This window comes from Burkholderia sp. COPS (genome assembly GCF_019425585.1).
GTDB lineage: Bacteria > Pseudomonadota > Gammaproteobacteria > Burkholderiales > Burkholderiaceae > Burkholderia > Burkholderia cepacia.
Window position 1 is genome coordinate 1 of record NZ_WIXR01000010.1, and the last position, 17,904, is coordinate 17,904.

Consider the following 17,904-nt stretch of genomic DNA (forward strand, 5'->3'; position numbering starts at 1 on the left):
CACGCGCTGCGGCAGCGCGGCCGTGTCCCAACTCGACGGGCGCCCGGCGACTCGCGACACGGCCGCGCTGCCGCAGCGCGTGCTGTCCGACACGCCGTTTCCCACCGCGCAGCATTTCGTGACGAGCGAGCTCGCCCGCACGATCGGCGAGCGCAACGAGCACGTCGATCGCAACAACGATCGCAGCCTGCAGCCCGGCCTGTTCGCGCCGCTCAGCGCGCATCGCAACGACATGCTCGGCTATGCCAGCCTGTTCCAGCTTGCTCCGCCCGAACACCAGCAAGGGATGCGCGCGGGCGACATCGAGCTCACGCTGTCCGATACGCTGAACCGTCTCGACGTGCCGCCCGAAGTGCGCATCCAGCTCGGCGATCTCGTCAGCGGCAAGGTCGCGATGCGCGCGAGCGCGCAGCGCGGCGACTACTACCGCGTCGCGTTCGACACGAACGACGGCACGCCGCGCCTCACGGCGCTCGAGCTGCGCGTCGCCGGCCGCACGTTCGGCGCGATCTGGTTCCGCGCGCCGGGCGCCGAACACGGCGCGTACTACGCGCTCGACGGCTCGCCGCTCGAGGCCGCGGCGTTCACGATGCCGGTCAAGTGGACGCGCATCAGTTCGTTCTTCGGCGAGCGCATCCATCCGCTGTCGCAGGCGATGGCGTTCCACACGGGCGTCGATCTCGCCGCGCCGAGCGGCACGCCGGTCGATGCGGCGGCCGACGGCGTCGTGTCGTTCGTCGGTACCGATCCGGGCGGCTACGGCCGCTATGTGATCGTCGATCATGCGGACGGCTATTCGACGTACTACGCGCACCTTTCCGCATACGCTCGCGGGCTGAAGGTCGGCGAAACGGTGAAGCAGGGTCAGCGTATCGGCTCGGTCGGGATGACGGGCGCGGCCACCGGCCCGCACCTGCATTTCGAGGTGCGGGTCGCGAACGATCCGGTCGATCCGCTCGTCACGCTCGCGAACGCGCAGACGGGGCTGTCCGACATGCAGCTCACCGCATTCCGCCAGGAAGCCGCGCAATGGCGCTTCCGCCTCGCGTCGATCAACAAGACGCCGTTCGCGTTCGCGCAGAACGACGGGCCGCTGTGGGGCGATTTTGCGACTGGTCCGTCGACGTTGCGGGCGGTTTTCGATACGCACTACGCGGCGGAACGAAGCTGACGCGCTGAAGCGCCCGACCACCGCAGCAACATCACGCGCGTCGCCGGTCGCATAGCGGCGACGCAGCCCGCAGCGGAGGGTCGCGGACCATTCATCTTCATCACCGAGAACGCGCGCACGCATCGCACCGGGCTCGCGGGCCCACCGTTACCGCGCAGGTTCCGTGTACTCGGCCGTCGTCTGCGCCGCACGCCGCTCCCGCGCCCCCCGCGACAACAACCACCGCGCCGTGCCGTCGAGCGACGTGCACAGCACCAGATAGATCACCGCGACGAACAGGAAGATCGGCGCCGGATACACCATCAGCCGGTTGTTCACCTGCGTTGCAACGAACGACAATTCCGGCACGCCGACGATATACGCGAGCGACGTGTCCTTCACGAGCGCGACCCACTGGTTGACGAACGACGGCGTCATGATCCGGATCGCCTGCGGCAGCAGCACGTGGCGCACCGTCTGCCAGCGTGTGAGCCCGAGCGACAGCCCGGCCTGCCATTGGCCGTCGCCCGCCGCGACGATCCCCGCATGCACCGCATGCGCGAGATACGCGCCGCCGATCAGCGCCAGCGCGCACACGACCGTCGCGAGCCCCGGCACGTCCATGTGCAGCAGCACGGGCATCAGGAAGTAGGTCCAGAAAATCAGCATCAGCACCGGAATCGCGCGGAAGAAGCCGATGAACGCGAGCAGCAGCACGCGCGCAGGGCCGCGCGCGAGCGCCATGCCAACGCCGAGCGCGATGCCGAGCACGGCCGATGCCGCGGCCGACGCGATCGCGAGCAGCAGCGACAGCGCGGCGCCGCCGAGCGGCCCTTCCGGGAACGCGCCGACGAGCAGGTACGGCAGATTGGCGAGCAGCAGCGAGAAATCCATGGTCAGCGCCCCGCTCCCAGCCGGTCGCGCCATTGCGTCGCCGCATACGCACCCGCTTCGATCACGGCCACCGCCGCGACGTACAGCAACGTCGCGACGCCGAACGCGGCGAACGTCTTGAACGTTTCGGTCTCGACCTGCCGCGACGCATACGACAGCTCGGCCACGCCGATCGCCATCGCGAGCGACGAATTCTTCACGAGATTCATGTACTGGCCGAACAGCGGCGGCAACGCGATGCGCACGGCCTGCGGCAGCACCACGTAGCGCAGCGACTGCATCGGCGTGAGGCCGAGCGCGGCGGCCGCATCGTGCTGTGCGCGCCGCACGCCGCGCAGGCCGGCTTCGCATTCCTCGGCGACGAACGCAGCCGTATACGCGCTCAACCCGACCCAGCCCGCGACGAATTCGAACGACGGCCACGCGAGCGCGAATGGGCCCACGCTCACCGCATGGCGTGCATTGAGCCATACGATCCACGTGTCGGGCAGCAGCGACGCGACACCGAAATACCAGAACAGCAACTGCACGAGCAGCGGCGTGTTGCGGAACGTGACGACGTATGCGGCGGCGAGCGCGCGCGGCGCCCTGCCGCGTGCATGTCGCATCACCGCGAGCAGCAGACCGCCGGCGGTCGCGGCGACGGCCGACGCGGCCGCGAGACCGAGCGTCAGCAGGAAGCCCTGCCAGAGCCAGGACAGATATTTGGGAGCCAACCCGAGCATGCTGGGAAGCGCGCACGACGCGCGCGGTCGGATGAAAGCGAAAAGCGCCGCGCGGCCGGTGTTCCGGCCGATCGCGGCGCGCGAGCGGGAGCCGTCAGGTCTTGTCGCCGATCCGGAAGATGCGCGTGAGCGGCGTCTTCGTCGTCGGCCCGAACCATGCGTCGTAGATCTGCACGGCGCGACCGTTCGCCTCGAGCCCCTTCAGCGTGTCGTTGACGAAGCCGAGCAGGCGCGTCTCGCCTTTCGGCACGCCGACGCCCATGTAGTCGTTCGAGATCGTGAACGCCGGAATCTCGTAGTTCTGCTTGTCCGGCACGTTCGCGAGCAGGCCGATCAGCTTCGGGCCGTCCTGCGTGATCGCCTGCACGTTGCCGGCGCGCAGCGCGGCGAACGCGAACGGCGTGTCGTCGTACGCGACGATCGTTGCCTTCGGGAATTTCTCGCGCAGCGTGATTTCGTTGGTCGTGCCCTTGTCGGCGCCGACGCGCAGCCCGTTCAGCTGGTCGGCCGATTTCAGCACGCCCTTCTTCGCGAGAAACTGCTGGCCCGACGAGAAATACGGGATGCTGAAGTCGACCTGCTTCGCGCGCTCGTCGGTGATCGTGAAGTTCGCGAGCACGAGGTCGACCTTGCCGGACGTCAGGAACGGAATGCGGTTCGCGGGGTTGGTCGGCTGGAGCTGCAGCTTCACGCCGAGCTTGTCGGCGAGCGCTTTCGCATAGTCGACGTCGAGGCCGACGATGTGATTGCTTTTGCCGTCGACATAGCCGAACGGCGGGTTGCTGTCGAACGTCGCGACGCGCAGCACGCCTGCCTTCTTGATATCGTCGAGACGGTCCGCATGCGCGACGGTGCCTGCGGTAATGAGCGCAGCCCCGACGAGCCACGTAGCGAGAGTGTGGAATTTCATGAGCACGACCTGATTTGTTATGAAGGCCGCCGCGGATCGCGCGGCGGCCCGGTTCGAAGAACATCGCGACGGAGTGTGTCGTCGCGAAGCCGCTAACGTATCAGCGCGTGCGGCGAATCCGAACCAACAAATGGTGCTTTGCTCAGTGGGTTTCGTGATGAGGCGCGGCACGCGGCGTGAGATGCGGCACGCAAAAAAAGACGCCCGCTGCAGGCAGCGGGCGCGAATCCCAGTCAAGGAGGTGTCACACGAACTACGGGCCCAGATTAAGGAATTCGCGTGCGATGGACAACGAATCGATTCCCATATCGATATGACGTGGCACGCTCACGCCGGCACTTCCCGCGTCGAGCAATGGATGCCGCCGCCGCCCGACGCGATGCCGAGGATGTCGACCTGCACGATCGCCCGGTTCCCCGCATAAGGCCGGATCGCGGCGACCGCGGCCGCGTCGGCCGCCGCGTCGTTGAACTTCGGCATGACGATCGCACCGTTGCACGTATAGAAGTTGATGTAGCCGGCCGCGAAGTGCGACATCTGCCGCTCGTTCAGCGTCGTGCCTGCCGACGTGCCGTAGCTGACCGGCGGCACGAGCTCGACGATCTTCAGCGGCCGGCCGTTCGCATCGGTCTGGCCGGCCAGGCGCTGCCGGTGCGCGTCCGTCAACGCGCGTTCGCCGGTCGAATTCGACGCGTCGTAGCAGCATGCGACCACGCCGGGCGTGAGAAAGCGCGCGTAAAAATCGACGTGACCGTTCGTGATGTCGCTTTCGCCGGCCGGCGTCGACGCACCGCCCGCGCCACCGACGCCGCTGCCGCGCGGAAACGTCGCGGTGCCCGGCAGCCAGATGATCTTCCGCACGCCGAGCGTGCGCTGCAGTTCGGCCAGCACGGTATCCCGGGCCGTCGGCAGCAGCGTCGCATGGGCGATCGCGCCGTTCGGGATGTCGAACAGATGCGGATTGCGGTTCACGTGCAGCACGGACGATTCGGTGAGGATCGCCGTCCCGTCGCCGTCGAATTCGATCGCGCCGCCTTCGAGCGTCAACGTGCTGCGGACCAGGTTCGCGCCGTTGGTCTGCGCCATCCAGCCCGCCACCTTGCTGTCCTGGCTGAACGGCTGGAAGAACTTGCCCGCTTTCGACCGGTTGCTCGCGGCCAGGATCGCCGGTGGAATCGTCCCCGCACCCTGGCCGGCGCCGTCGGTATTCGCGTTACCCCAGCCGTTGAAATTGAAGCCGATCGCGTTCAGCGCATTGCCGTTCGCCGTGTCTCGGACGAACACGCAACCCGTGTCGCGCACCCAGAAATCGTTGAAGCCGTCGGCGAGCGGCACGAGGGTGATCCCGCCCGTGCCCACGGCACGCGCCGCATAGCGCGCATGCAGGTCGGGATTCGCCACGCTTGCATTCGTGAGCAGCACGCGGGCCGCGTCGAGGTCGGCAGGCAGCACCAGCATGTTGACCGGTTCGGTTGCGCCGATCGCCTTCGCGACGTCCATCAGGTCGGCCCGTACCCGGTCGATGCCGGCATCCGTGCTCTGCTGCGTCACTGGCGCCCAGATACCATCCACGCCGGACGCGAAAGTCATGTAGGTCAACGCGTGCGGCGCCTCTTCGGCCGGCAGCCGGTACACGGCCTGCCGTGCCGACGGTGTCGGGCGCGACGTGCCTCCTGGGTCGGACGCACCGCCGCCGTCGCCGCCACCGCATGCGGCCAGGCTGCCCAGCAGCGGCATGCCGAGCCAGGCCGCCGAACAGCGGATGAATCCGCGCCGGCCGGCATCCGGCATCTGCGACGCGTGCGGGTTCGTGCTCGCGTTGTTACCTTTCTTCGTCATGTATTTCAACTCCGTTGCGCGGACGGCACGCATAGCGTGCGCGCCGGCTTCCGTCCCGAAGGACGGATTCCGCGTTGTTTTCAGTAGTCCGGAAAGACTGGGATATTGAAGCCGCTCGTGGGCCGGTCACGCGGACCGGCCCGCGGCCGCGCTCACGCCGGCTGCTGCTGCGTGGTGCAGTGGATGCCGCCGCCGCCCGCGGCGATGCCGTCGATGTTCAGCTGGATGACCTCGCGGCCGGGGAACAGGTCGACGAGCGTGTCGCGCGTATTGCGGTCGGCACGGCTGTCGCCGAATTGCGGGGCGATCACCGCGCGATTGCACACGTAGAAATTGATGTAGCCGGCCGCGAACTCCGCGTTCTCGTAGGCGTGCCGGACGGTCTTCGGCCCCGGCAGCACGACGACCTTCAACGGGCGCCCCTTCGCATCGGTGGATTTCCGCAGGATCTCCAGATGCTGCCGCGTCACCGCGTGGTCGTACGACGAAGGGTCCGTGTCGAGCCCCGCCACCACGACGCCCGGGCTCGTGAAGCGCGCGTAGAAATCGGTATGCCCGTCGGTGATGTCCTTGCCGGCGATGCCCGGCAACCAGATGATCTTCTTCAGCCCCAGCAACCGGCTCAGCTCCGCTTCGCACTGCGCCTGGCTGACGCCCGGATTGCGGTTCGCATTCAGCACGCAACTGCGCGTGATGATCGCCGTGCCCTCGCCGTCCACCTCGATGCCGCCGCCTTCCAGCACGAGCTTCGTGTCGACCAGCCGCGCGCCGGCGCGTTCGGCCACGAACGGTGCGACTTCCGCGTCCTGGTCGTGTTCCTGCTTGTTGCCCCAGCCGTTGAAATTGAAGCTCACGCCGCCGAGCTGGCCCGACGCGTTCTTCACGAACACGGGCCCCGTATCGCGCATCCACAGATCGTCGACCGGGTGCTGGACGAGCTCGACCGACGCGCCGCACAGCCGCGATGCGACCGCGTAGTCTTCCTCCCGCACCAGCATCTTCAGCGGCTCGTGCGCGGCGATCGCCTTCGCAACGGCCGCGAGATTCTCGCGCACCACCGGCAGCAGCCGCGCGCCCCAGATGTCCGCGCTCGGGCCGAACGCCATCCAGGTCGCCGTGTGCGGTGCGCCCTCGTCCGGCATGTGCCAGGTGGCGCCCTGCTGCGCGTGCGCGGCGCGGCCGAACAACCCGCCCATCGCGCCGGCAGCCAGCGCCGCGCCCGAGACGGACAGGCCGCGTTTCAACAGTTGACGTCGTGTAGTCATGGCATTCCTCTTTCGCTTGCCGGTTACTTCGGTTGTTTCAGGGCGGGCCGTCACGGTCGAGCCGTCTTGAAGCCGAGCCAGGTCCGGCCTTCGAGACGCATCGCGGCCGGCGATTCGGCGATCGGCGTGAACAGCGTACGCCGCGTCGATTCGTCCGGATAGACGCCCGGATCGCGCACCAGCGCCGGATCCATCAGCTTCAGCGCGCCCTGGTTTGCATTCGCGTAGCGCGTCGAGTTCGAGATCTTCGCGATCACGTCCGGACGCAGGATGTAGTTGATGAACGCATGCGCGTTGTCCGGATGTTTCGCGGATGCCGGAATGACCATCGCATCGAACCACATCAGGGTGCCGATCCGCGGAATGTCGTACACGACGTCGCGCTTCGGATCGCGCGCCTTCGCCTTCTGCGCGGCCAGGTTGATCGCGCCGGAAAAACCGACCGTCACGCACAGCTCGCCGTCGATCAGCTCGTTGGCGTCGGACGAACCCACGAACTCGCGGATGAATGGCCGGATCTTCATCAGCATCGCCTGCGCGGCCGCGTAGTCCTGCGCGGACGGATGCATCGGATCGCGGCCGACATAACGCAGCGCCAGCGGCAGCACGGTGCTCGCGGAGTCCTGCAGGCCCAGGCCGCACTTCGCGGCGACGCGCGACGCGATCTCCGGCTTGAACAGCAGGTCGAGGCTGTCGGCCGGCATGTCCTTGCCGAGGATCGCGCGCACTTTCGCGCGGTCGTAGCCGACGCCCACGGTACCCCACATGTACGGCACGCCGTACTGGTTGCCGGGATCGGACTGCGCCATCTGCTTCAGCAGCGACGGATCGAGATACTTCAGGTTCGGCAGCCGGTTCCTGTCGAGCTTGCGAAACACACCCGCCTGGATCTGCCGGGCCATGAAGTCGTTGGTCGGCCACACGAGGTCGTAACCGCTGTTGCCCGTCAGCAGCTTCGACTGCAGCGTCTCGTCGCTGTCGTACGCGTCGTAGCGCACCTTGATGCCGGTTTCCTTCTCGAAGCCGGCCAGCGTATCCGGCGCGAAGTAATTGCTCCAGTTATAGAGGTTCAGCACTTTCTCTTCGTCGGCGCGCGCCGTTCCCGCCAGCACGCACAGCGCGAGGCCCGGCGCCGCGACACGCAACCATCCTTGCCGTCTCATCTCGCCTCCCTCATCGATAGCAGGACGATACGCCGTCGCTGGTCAGCAACGTACGGTACATCTCCGGGCGGCGATCGCGGAAGAAGCCCCACGACTGCCGGTCGGCGCGGATCGCGTCGAGATCGAACGTGTGCACGAGCACCGCCTCGTCGGTGCGGTTCGCCTCGGCCAGCTTCTCCCCGGTGTGATCCGCGATGAAGCTCGAGCCGTAGAACACGCCGGTGAGCCCCTGCTGCTGCGGATTGCCGTTGCCGAAGCCGGCTTCGCGGCCGATCCGGTTGGCCGCCACCACCGGCACCATGTTGGCGGCCGCGTGGCCCTGCATCGTGCGCTGCCAGTGGCCGGACGAATCGAACGCACTGCTGAACGGCTCCGAGCCGATGATGGTCGGAAAGCACAGGATCTCCGCGCCCATCAGCGCGAGGCAACGCGCCGTCTCCGGATACCACTGGTCCCAGCAGATGCCGATGCCGATCCGGCCGACGCGTGTATCCCACACCTTGAAGCCGGTATCGCCCGGTGTGAAATAGAACTTCTCCGTATAGCCCGGCCCGTCCGGGATATGCGTCTTGCGATAGACGCCGAGCACGCGCCCGTCCGCGTCCGCCACGGCGATCGAGTTGTACGCGGCATTGCCCGCGCGCTCGAAGAAGCCGATCGGCAGCACGACGCCGAGTTCGCCGGCCAGCGCCGCGAACCGGGCGATCAGCGCGTTGCCTTCGAACGGCTGCGCGAGTTCGAGATGGCGCACGTTCTGGTCGAGACAGAAGTACGGCATCGCGAACAGTTCCGGGCACAGCACGAGATTCGCGCCCTGCGCGGCGGCCGCGCGGATCAGGCGCTCCGCGGTGGCCATGTTGTCTTCGAGATTCCAGCTGCCTGACGCCATCTGGACGGCGGCGACGGTGATGTGTTTGGACGGCATTGCGATTGCTCCTCGATGGAACCGGAAACCGCTGACGGGACGTCGCTCAGTGCGCGACGGACGGCTGCTGCTGCGTCGAACAGTGGATGCTGCCGCCGCCGATCGACAGCGTCGGGATCGGCAGCATCTGCACCTTGCGCGTCGGGAACGCCCGGCTGAATGCGTCGCGTGCGGCCTCGTCCTGCTCGACGCCGAATGCGGTCACGATCACCGCGCCGTTCACCAGAATGTAGTTCGCGTAACAGTCGCAGTAGCGCTCGGAGCCGAAGCGTTCGCTGACGATCGGCGACGGCAGGTCGAGCAGCTCGAAACGGCGCCCCGCCGCATCGGTCGCAAGCTCCAGCGCGCGGCGGTTTTCCCGCATCACGCGGAAATAGTCGCCCTGCTCCGGCAGCGCGGTCTGGCACAGCATCCGGCCGGGTGCGATGAACGACGCGATGCCGTCCACGTGCCCGTTCGTCTCTACTTCGTCGGGGTTGCCCGGCAGCCACACGATCTTCTCGACGCCCAGCATGCGGCGCAATTCCGCCTCGATCTCCGTGCGGCTCAGGTGCGGATTCCGGTTGGGATGCAGCAGGCAGCTCTCGGTCGTGACCAGCGTGCCCTGCCCGTCGACGTAGAACGAGCCGCCCTCCAGCACCATGTGCGAATTGAAGATCTCGGCGCCGGCCGCGCGCGCGATGTCCTGTCCGGCCTGCTGGCAGCCGTCGTACGGCTGGTACTTCTCGCCCCAGCAGTTGAAGCGGAACACGGCCGCGCCCAGCCCGCGCCGTTCGCTCACGAGGAAGATCGGCCCGCAATCGCGCAGCCAGTTGTCCTCGGCGGCGACCGGCAGCACGTCGACGCTCGGGCCCACCAGTTCGCGCGCGGCGTCGGCCTGGCTGTGGTGCACCGCGACCACGCAGCGCTGATAACGCGCGATCGTGCGCGCGACCAGCGCGAATTCACGGCAGACCTGCGCGTAATGCGTTCCCCACAGGTCCTCGCGATTGTCGAGCACCGGCCATCCGAGCCACGTCGCGTGCATGGATTCCCATTCGGCTGGCATCCGGTAACCGCGCTGGCGAGCATCAAAGCGACCCATCGATCCGACTCCGTTGTGATTGATGAGCGATTTTCCGTCAGGTTAAACTTGATGAATATTGATATTTTTTGGCCTAATCAATCAATTCACCTCATATCTCGATGCAACGCGTTCCGTCCCTGAAACTACTGACCGGCTTCGAAGCCGCGGCCCGGCTGGGCAATTTCTCGCGCGCGGCCGACGAGCTGCACCTGTCGCAGTCGGCGATCAGCCATCAGATCCAGCAACTCGAAGCGCAGCTCGGGCAACCGCTGTTCCGCCGGCGCGGCCGCGGCGTCGAGCTGACCATCGCCGGCGAGGTCCTGCAGCGCAGCGTCCAGCGTGCGATGGACACGTTGCGCGGCGGGCTCGACCGCATCGCGACCTACCTGAACCCGGGGCTCGTCGTGCTGGTGTGTCCGGCGCCGTTGCTGCACGGCTGGCTGCAGCCGCGCCTCGAGCAGTTGCAGCAGGCGCTGCCGGACCTGTGCCCGCTGCTGTCGACCGACGAAACCGCGCGCTACGTCGACGAGATCGACGTCGACATGACGATCGGCACGCGGCCGATGCTGCAGCCGGGCCTGGTCGATATCCCGTTCATGCGGGACGAATGGGTGACGGTGTGCGCGACGCCGCTGGCCGAGACGCTCGCCCGCGTGCCGCGCGCCGAACACGCGCGGCACGCGGGGCTCGTCTGCCTCGAAACGAGCCTGACCGACGAGCGCATGGCGACCGTCTTTCGCGAGCAGCTGTCGGATTTCCGGATGCAGGCGATCTACGACGACCAGCGGCTCGTGCTGGACGCCGTGCAGCGCGGCCGCGGCATTGCATGCCTGCCGCGCCTCGTCGCGCAGGCCGGCCTCGACCAGCACACGCTGACCGTGCTCGCCGACTACCCGCGCCTGCCCGGCACCACATGGTGGCTGTCGCGGATGGAAGGCCCGTCGCGCTCGCCGATCGTCGAGCAGATGTTCGACTGGCTGGTCCAGCAAGGCATCCTGTCGAGCGTGGCCGACCCGGCGCCCGACCATGCGCCGCCTCCGCCCGCGTAATCGAACGCCGAAAAAAAACGTCCCGCCGGCTGGCGGGACGTTCGTCACGAGGCGAATGCGTACGATGCGCGGCCGATCACGGCTCGTGACGCAGGTACCCTTCCTTGCTCGGATCGCGCATCCGCCACGACACGATCAGCGAGATCGCGCACAGCACGGTCACGTACCAGTAGAAGGTTTCCTCGCTGCCGATCGACTTGAACCACAGTGCGACGTACTCGGCCGAGCCGCCGAAGATCGCGTTCGCGACCGCATACGACAGGCCGACACCCATCGCGCGCACTTCCGGCGGGAACATCTCGGCCTTGATCAGCCCGCTGATCGACGTGTAGAAACTGACGATCGCGAGCGCGACCGTGATCAGCACGAATGCCGCCACCGGGCTCGTCACGTCCTTCAGCGCGTGCATCAGCGGCACCGTGCCGATCACCGCGAACGAGCCGAACAGGATCATCGACGTGCGGCGGCCGATCCGGTCGGACAGCGCGCCGAACACCGGCTGCATCAGCATGTAGACGAGCAGCGCGACGGTCATCACGTTGCTGGCCGTCTTCGCATGCATGCCGGCCGTGTTCACGAGGTACTTCTGCATGTACGTCGTGAACGTGTAGAAGATCAGCGAGCCGCCGGCCGTGAAGCCGACCACCGTGAAGAACGCCCCCTTGTGCTGCCACACGCCGCGGATCGTGCCCGCGTTTTTCTTGTCGCGCGATTCGGACGTCGACGTCTCGTCGAGCGACTTGCGCAGGTACAGCGAGATCAACGCGGCCGCCGCGCCGACCACGAACGGAATGCGCCAGCCCCACGCCTTCAGTTCGTCGCCCGACAGCGTCTGCTGCAGGATCACGAGCACGAGCAGCGCGCACAGCTGGCCGCCGATCAGCGTCACGTACTGGAACGACGCGAAGAAGCCGCGGCGGCCCTTCAGCGCGACCTCGCTCATGTAGGTCGCGCTCGTGCCGTATTCGCCGCCCACCGACAGCCCCTGGAACAGCCGCGCGACCAGCAGCAGCGCCGGCGCGAGCGCGCCGATCTGCGCGTAGGTCGGCAGCACCGCGATCACGAGCGAGCCGCCGCACATCATCAGCACCGAGATCATCATCGCGTTGCGGCGGCCGTGGCGGTCGGCGATGCGGCCGAACAGCCAGCCGCCGATCGGACGCATCAGGAAGCCGGCCGCGAACACCCCCGCCGTGTTCAGCAGCTGCGTCGTCGTGTTGCCGCTCGGGAAGAATGCCGGCGCGAAGTACAGCGCGCAGAACGAGTAGATGTAGAAGTCGAACCACTCGACGAGATTGCCCGACGATGCGCCGACGATGGCGAACACGCGCCGCCGGGTGTCATGCGCGGACAGCGCAGCTTGTTCGGTCTGGACGTCCATGGATTGGTCTGTTCCTTGTAGTACTTTCTGGGCGAGGCGGCTGGGCCGCCGCGTGCGATCGAACGTGGCACCGGTTCCGGCGCACGGCGCTACGGGATTTTAGCGAAATGTAAAGTAACAGGCTCTCCGGGTTCGTCCGGATGTAGAAAATTTTTCTCCCGCCATGCGTTCGTCATATGAAAACGCCAGCCCGCAGGCTGGCGTTCGGTGCAAACTTTCCGCAGGCGATGTTCAGATCCGCACCTCCGGCGGCACGTAGCGGCACTCGTAGCGCTTGCGCACGGTACCGGCCTCGTCGACGCTTTCCAGGAACACGTCGAATTGCCAGAGCCGCGCCATGTGCTTGAGCACTTCGTCGCTGTCGTTCGACAGGTGACGGTTGTCGGTCATGAAGTGGCGCAGCGTGAGACTGCGGTCGCCGCGCGTGTTCACCGCCCACACCTGGATGTTCGGCTCGCGGTGATGGATGTCGTACTGCCTCGACAGTGCCTGCCGCACATACTGGTAGCCCGAATCGTCGTGGATCGCCGACACCTCGAGCGAATCGCGCATGTCGTCGTCGAGCACCGAGAAGAGCCGCATGTCGCGGATCAGGCTCGGCGACAGGTACTGCGCGATGAAGCTCTCGTCCTTGAAGTTGCGCATCGCGTAGTGCATCGCCGGCAGCCACGGGGTGCCCGCGATCTCGGGAAACCACTTGTAGTCTTCCTCCGTCGGCGCTTCGCAGATCCGCCGGATGTCGCTCATCATCGAAAAGCCGAGCGCGTACGGGTTGATCCCGCTGTAGTACGGCTTCGTGACGGGCGGCTGGTAGACCACGTTGCTGTGCGAATGCAGGAACTCCATCATGAAGCTGTCTTCCAGCTTCCCCTGGTTGTACAGCGTATTCAGCAGCGTGTAGTGCCAGAACGTCGCCCAGCCTTCGTTCATCACCTGCGTCTGCCGTTGCGGGTAGAAATACTGGCCGATCTTGCGCACGATGCGGATCACTTCCCGCTCCCACGGTTCGAGCAGCGGCGCATTCTTTTCCGCGAAATACAGCAGGTTCTCCTGCGGCTCGGGCGGATAGCGGTCTTCCTGCTCCTCCATCAGCTCGGGCTTCTTGCCCGGCAGCGTGCGCCACAGTTCGTTCACCTGCGACTGCAGGTACGCCTCGCGTTCACGCCGCAGCGCGGCCTCCTTCGACAGCGAAGGCTTCTGCGGCCGCTTGTAGCGGTCGACGCCGTAGTTCATCAGCGCATGGCACGAATCGAGCAGTTCCTCGACACGATCGAGCCCGTAGCGCTCCTCGCATTCCGCGACGTAGTTCTTCGCATACACGAGATAGTCGATGATCGCGTGCGCGTCGGTCCACAGCCGGAACAGGTAGTTGCCCTTGAAGAACGAGTTGTGCCCGTACGCCGCGTGCGCGATGACGAGCGCCTGCATCGTCATCGTGTTCTCTTCCATCAGGTACGCGATGCACGGGTTCGAGTTGATGACGATTTCGTACGCGAGGCCCATCTGGCCGCGGCGGTAGCTCTTCTCGGTCGACAGGAAGTGCTTGCCGAACGACCAGTGACGGTAGTTGACGGGCATCCCGACCGACGCATACGCGTCCATCATCTGCTCGGCGCTGATCAGTTCGAGCTGGATCGGGTAGATGTCGAGCTCGTATTGTTCGGCGACCTGCGAGATGTGCGTGTCGTATTCCTCGAGCAGTTCGAACGTCCAGTCGGACGGGCACGGCAGCGGCTTGCGTTCGGCAACGTTCATACGCGCTTCCTTTTGCCCTGGGCCGGGCAAGTCGGCGGCCGGCGGCGGCGGTTCGGCCTGCCCGCTTTGCTGCGGTGCGGCAGGGCCGGCCGTGTCGTCGCCGGAAGGGCGCGGCGCATAGCCGCGCGACTCGTTGTGCAGATGGCGGGTCGTCATGACATTTCCACCTGCTTTTCGAACAATTCGCGAAACACCGGGTAAATGTCGGCAGCCGATTCCACTTTTTTCATCGCGAGATGCGGCTGGGACAGGGCCAGTTGCGCGTATTCCAGCCACAGGTTCTGCTCTTCCGGCGCGACCTGGATATACGCGAAGTAACGCACTTTCGTGAGGATATCCTCTTCCAGGATTTTGCGACACTTGGGCGAATCGTCAGTCCAGTTGTCGCCGTCGGACGCCTGCGCGCCGTAGATGTTCCACTCGGTCGGCGAGTAGCGCTCGTTCATCACCTTGCGCATCAGCTCGAGCGCACTCGACACCACCGTGCCGCCGCTTTCGGTCGAATGGAAGAAGGTGTCCTCGTCGACTTCCTCGGCACGCGTGTGGTGGCGAATGAACACCACCTCGATGCGCTCGTAGTTACGTTTGAGGAACAGGTAAAGCAGGATGAAGAAGCGCTTCGACAGATCCTTGCGCTGCTCGTCCATCGAGCCCGACACGTCCATCAGGCAGAACATCACGGCCTGGCTCGACGGTTGCGGCTGCTTCACGCGGTTGATGTAGCGCAGGTCGAACGGATCGATGAACGGAATCCGCCAGATGCGCCCCTTCAGGTGATGGATCTCGGCCTCGAGCACCGCGATCTCCGCGCGCCGGTCTTCCGGGTCGCTCTTCATTGCCTCGAGCTGCGCCTCGAGGTCGCGCAGCTCGTTGACGAGCGGCGAGCCGAGCGCGATGCGACGCCCGAGTGCGCTGCGCAGCGAACGCACGACGTCGATGTTGTTCGGCGTGCCTTCCGCCGACCATCCCGCGCGCACGTTCTTCCAGCTCGGCACCGTCAGCAGGTGCGTCTTCACGAGGCGAGGCAGTTCGAGATCGTCGAAGAAGTACTGCATGAACTCGTCGCGCGACAACTCGAACACGAAGTCGTCCTGCCCTTCGCCCTCGTTGCTCGCCTGACTGCCTCCGCCGCCCGAGCCGCCCTGCGGGCGCGGGATCTTGTCGCCGCGCACGTAGTCCTCGTTGCCGGGGTGCACGTATTCACGACGCCCGCCAGGCGCGTGCCGGAAATTCGGCTCCGCGATGTCCTTGCGCGGGATCGTGATGCTCTGCGTGCTCTGGATATCCTTGATGCTACGGTCGCGCACCGCGTCGGACACGGCACGACGAATGTAGTTCTTGACGCGACGCAGAAAGCGTTCGCGGTTGGCGATACTCTTGTTCTTGCCGGCCAGCCTGCGGTCGATGATTTGATGAAGCACTCCCGGTCTCCCGCTCGAAAGTCGATCTGCCGGGGCACTCGCCGCGCATGCCGTCTGCCGTCATGCGGGCGGCGCCTCTGAAGGCGCCCGTACGGTCTCGCCGTACGGGCGCGGTACCGCGCGCGTCATGATGACTTGCGCACGCGCAGGTACCAGTCGCAAAGCAGCCTCACCTGCTTCGGCGTATAGCCCTTCGCGACCATCCGGTTCACAAAGTCCTCATGCTTGCGCTGCTCCTCCGCCGAACCCTTCGCGTTGAACGAAATCACCGGCAACAGTTCCTCGGTGTTCGAGAACATCTTCTTCTCGATCACGACGCGCAACTTCTCGTAGCTCGTCCACACGGGGTTCTTGCCGGCGTTCGCCGCCCGTGCACGCAACACGAAGTTCACGATCTCGTTGCGGTAATCCTTCGGATTACTGATGCCGGCCGGCTTCTCGATCTTCTCCAGCTCCGCGTTCAGCGCGGCGCGGTCGAAGCTCTCGCCCGTATCGTGATCGCGGAATTCCTGGTCCTGGATCCAGAAGTCCGCATACGTGACGTAGCGGTCGAAGATGTTCTGGCCGTACTCCGAATACGACTCGAGGTAGGCCGTCTGAATCTCCTTGCCGATGAAATCCGCGTAGCGCGACGCCAGTACGTCCTTCACGAAGGACAGATACTTCTGCTCGGTTTCCGGCGGGAACTGCTCGCGCTCGATCTGCTGCTCGAGCACGTACATCAGGTGCACGGGGTTGGCCGCGACCTCGCTCGAATCGAAGTTGAACACGCGCGACAGGATCTTGAACGCGAAGCGTGTCGACACGCCCGTCATCCCTTCGTCCACGCCCGCGTAGTCGCGGTATTCCTGGTACGACTTCGCCTTTGGATCGGTATCCTTGAGGTTTTCGCCGTCGTACACCTGCATCTTCGAGAACAGGCTCGAATTCTCAGGCTCGTGCAGGCGCGACAGCACCGAGAACTGCGACATCATCTTCAGCGTGCCCGGTGCGCAGACGGCCTCGGCCAGCGACGAGTTGCGGATCAGCTTCTCGTAGATCTTCGTCTCCTCCGAGACGCGCAGGCAGTACGGCACCTTCACGACGAAGATCCGGTCGAGCAGTGCCTCGTTGTTGCGGTTGTTGCGGAACGCCTTCCATTCCGACTCGTTCGAGTGCGCGAGGATGATCCCGTCGAACGGAATCGCGCCGAAGCCCTCGGTGCCCTTGAAGTTGCCTTCCTGCGTGGCGGTGAGCAGCGGGTGCAACACCTTGATCGGCGCCTTGAACATTTCGACGAACTCGAGCAGGCCCTGGTTCGCCAGGCACAGGCCACCGGAGTAGCTGTACGCGTCGGCGTCGTCCTGCGCATACTGTTCGAGCTTGCGGATATCGACCTTGCCGACCAGCGACGAGATGTCCTGGTTATTCTCGTCACCCGGCTCCGTCTTCGCGATGCCGATCTGCCGCAGGATCGACGGATAACGGCGCACCACTCGGAACTGGCGGATGTCGCCGTTGTATTCGTGCAGACGCTTGACGGCCCACGGACTCAGGATGTTTTTCAGGTAGCGGCGCGGAATGCCGTACTGTTCCTCAAGGATCGGGCCGTCTTCGTCGTAGTCGAACAGCCCGAGCGGCGATTCGTTGACGGGCGAACCCTTCAGCGAATAGAACGGCACGCGCTCCATCAGTTGCTTGAGACGCTCGGCGATCGACGACTTGCCGCCGCCCACCGGGCCAAGCAGATAGAGGATCTGCTTCTTCTCCTCGAGCCCTTGCGCAGCGTGACGGAAATATGCGACCACCTGCTCGATCACTTCCTCCATTCCGTAGAACTCACGGAATGCGGGATAGACCTTGATGACCTTGTTCGCGAAGATCCGCGACAGGCGCGGATCGTTGCGGGTATCGATGTGTTCAGGTTCCCCGATTGCTGCCAGCATGCGTTCACCAGCCGTCGCGTACGCGGATGGATCGTTCTTGCAGAGCGCGAGATACTCCTCCAGCGAGAGCTCTTCCTCTCGCGTTTTTTCGAAGCGGTTCGCGAAGCTGCTGTAAATATCCATGCTACCTCCCTCGCCTGAGTCTGAAGACGTGCCTGCCTTCGTACGACTGCGCAGAAGCAAGCGCGTTCGAATTCATCCTAAACCCTTTCTTATTTTTTTTCACGAACTCTTCGTATGAAGTTCGTCATTCTCGACAACACCGCTTGGACAACGCATTTCGTCGTTTTACAATCGATCTCCCGAGCCGCAGAAACTGCATCCGTCGCGTCTCGTCGAACAACGGAACGTCTTGTGCGTTGGACACATCCGACGTCGTCACTTCCTCCCTCATCCCTATACGTTCGAGCAGCCGTTTGCGACGACACGTTGCGCG

The 17,904-nt window shown here is 65.4% G+C and carries 14 protein-coding genes; 2 read left to right on the top strand and 12 right to left on the bottom strand.

What is annotated here, in order from left to right:
• Positions 1–22: 22 nt before the first annotated feature.
• A complete protein-coding gene (locus FOZ70_RS08280) occupies positions 23–1,171 on the top strand; it encodes a M23 family metallopeptidase (RefSeq protein WP_346656396.1) in 1,149 nt (382 codons plus the stop codon).
• Between the two features lie 147 nt (positions 1,172–1,318).
• Here FOZ70_RS08280 and FOZ70_RS08285 read toward each other — a convergent pair whose 3' ends face one another.
• The 8 genes from FOZ70_RS08285 to FOZ70_RS08320 all read right to left on the bottom strand — a co-directional run bounded on the left by FOZ70_RS08285 (position 1,319) and on the right by FOZ70_RS08320 (position 9,955).
• Positions 1,319–2,044, bottom strand: a complete 726-nt coding sequence (locus tag FOZ70_RS08285; protein WP_219705539.1) for an amino acid ABC transporter permease — start codon at positions 2,042–2,044, stop codon at positions 1,319–1,321.
• 2 nt (positions 2,045–2,046) lie between these two features.
• Entirely contained in the window at positions 2,047–2,769 is a 723-nt protein-coding gene (locus FOZ70_RS08290; RefSeq protein ID WP_219705541.1) for an amino acid ABC transporter permease, read from the bottom strand.
• 94 nt (positions 2,770–2,863) lie between these two features.
• The gene (locus FOZ70_RS08295) at positions 2,864–3,679 is read right to left on the bottom strand and encodes an ABC transporter substrate-binding protein (RefSeq protein WP_042977678.1); all 816 of its coding nucleotides are present in this window, start codon (positions 3,677–3,679) and stop codon (positions 2,864–2,866) included.
• A 327-nt stretch (positions 3,680–4,006) separates the two neighbouring features.
• Entirely contained in the window at positions 4,007–5,518 is a 1,512-nt protein-coding gene (locus FOZ70_RS08300) for an agmatine deiminase family protein (RefSeq protein WP_219705544.1), read from the bottom strand.
• 152 nt (positions 5,519–5,670) lie between these two features.
• A complete protein-coding gene (locus FOZ70_RS08305) occupies positions 5,671–6,783 on the bottom strand; it encodes an agmatine deiminase family protein (protein WP_059588200.1) in 1,113 nt (370 codons plus the stop codon).
• Between the two features lie 50 nt (positions 6,784–6,833).
• Entirely contained in the window at positions 6,834–7,946 is a 1,113-nt protein-coding gene (locus FOZ70_RS08310) for a polyamine ABC transporter substrate-binding protein (RefSeq protein WP_059484549.1), read from the bottom strand.
• A 10-nt stretch (positions 7,947–7,956) separates the two neighbouring features.
• Entirely contained in the window at positions 7,957–8,871 is a 915-nt protein-coding gene (gene aguB / locus FOZ70_RS08315) for an N-carbamoylputrescine amidase (protein WP_219705547.1), read from the bottom strand.
• A 46-nt stretch (positions 8,872–8,917) separates the two neighbouring features.
• Positions 8,918–9,955: an agmatine deiminase family protein gene (locus FOZ70_RS08320; RefSeq protein WP_042977680.1), complete on the bottom strand. Its 1,038-nt coding sequence runs from the start codon at positions 9,953–9,955 to the stop codon at positions 8,918–8,920.
• Between the two features lie 101 nt (positions 9,956–10,056).
• Here FOZ70_RS08320 and FOZ70_RS08325 point away from each other — a divergent pair, with 101 nt between their 5' ends.
• Positions 10,057–10,986, top strand: coding sequence for a LysR family transcriptional regulator (locus FOZ70_RS08325; RefSeq protein WP_059710188.1), 930 nt, complete (start codon positions 10,057–10,059; stop codon positions 10,984–10,986).
• Between the two features lie 76 nt (positions 10,987–11,062).
• Here the strand turns inward: FOZ70_RS08325 and FOZ70_RS08330 are convergent, their stop codons facing one another.
• From FOZ70_RS08330 to FOZ70_RS08345, 4 genes are all read right to left on the bottom strand, one after another.
• A complete protein-coding gene (locus FOZ70_RS08330) occupies positions 11,063–12,367 on the bottom strand; it encodes an MFS family transporter (RefSeq protein WP_021163178.1) in 1,305 nt (434 codons plus the stop codon).
• 231 nt (positions 12,368–12,598) lie between these two features.
• Positions 12,599–14,278, bottom strand: a complete 1,680-nt coding sequence (locus FOZ70_RS08335; protein WP_048020644.1) for a SpoVR family protein — start codon at positions 14,276–14,278, stop codon at positions 12,599–12,601.
• Complete coding sequence (locus tag FOZ70_RS08340; protein ID WP_048020646.1) at positions 14,275–15,543, bottom strand: YeaH/YhbH family protein; 1,269 nt, start codon at positions 15,541–15,543, stop codon at positions 14,275–14,277. The genes FOZ70_RS08335 and FOZ70_RS08340 overlap by 4 nt, the downstream gene beginning before the upstream one ends.
• Before the next feature lie 125 nt (positions 15,544–15,668).
• Entirely contained in the window at positions 15,669–17,591 is a 1,923-nt protein-coding gene (locus FOZ70_RS08345) for a PrkA family serine protein kinase (protein ID WP_021163181.1), read from the bottom strand.
• Positions 17,592–17,904 lie beyond the last annotated feature (313 nt).

Coding starts and splice junctions, on each gene's coding strand:
- FOZ70_RS08285 (WP_219705539.1), bottom strand. CDS start 2,044: ATGGATTTCTCGCTGCTGCTCGCCAATCTGCCGTACCTGCTCGTCGGC.
- FOZ70_RS08290 (WP_219705541.1), bottom strand. CDS start 2,769: ATGCTCGGGTTGGCTCCCAAATATCTGTCCTGGCTCTGGCAGGGCTTC.
- FOZ70_RS08295 (WP_042977678.1), bottom strand. CDS start 3,679: ATGAAATTCCACACTCTCGCTACGTGGCTCGTCGGGGCTGCGCTCATT.
- FOZ70_RS08300 (WP_219705544.1), bottom strand. CDS start 5,518: ATGACGAAGAAAGGTAACAACGCGAGCACGAACCCGCACGCGTCGCAG.
- FOZ70_RS08305 (WP_059588200.1), bottom strand. CDS start 6,783: ATGACTACACGACGTCAACTGTTGAAACGCGGCCTGTCCGTCTCGGGC.
- FOZ70_RS08310 (WP_059484549.1), bottom strand. CDS start 7,946: ATGAGACGGCAAGGATGGTTGCGTGTCGCGGCGCCGGGCCTCGCGCTG.
- aguB (WP_219705547.1), bottom strand. CDS start 8,871: ATGCCGTCCAAACACATCACCGTCGCCGCCGTCCAGATGGCGTCAGGC.
- FOZ70_RS08320 (WP_042977680.1), bottom strand. CDS start 9,955: ATGGGTCGCTTTGATGCTCGCCAGCGCGGTTACCGGATGCCAGCCGAA.
- FOZ70_RS08325 (WP_059710188.1), top strand. CDS start 10,057: ATGCAACGCGTTCCGTCCCTGAAACTACTGACCGGCTTCGAAGCCGCG.
- FOZ70_RS08330 (WP_021163178.1), bottom strand. CDS start 12,367: ATGGACGTCCAGACCGAACAAGCTGCGCTGTCCGCGCATGACACCCGG.
- FOZ70_RS08335 (WP_048020644.1), bottom strand. CDS start 14,278: ATGACGACCCGCCATCTGCACAACGAGTCGCGCGGCTATGCGCCGCGC.
- FOZ70_RS08345 (WP_021163181.1), bottom strand. CDS start 17,591: ATGGATATTTACAGCAGCTTCGCGAACCGCTTCGAAAAAACGCGAGAG.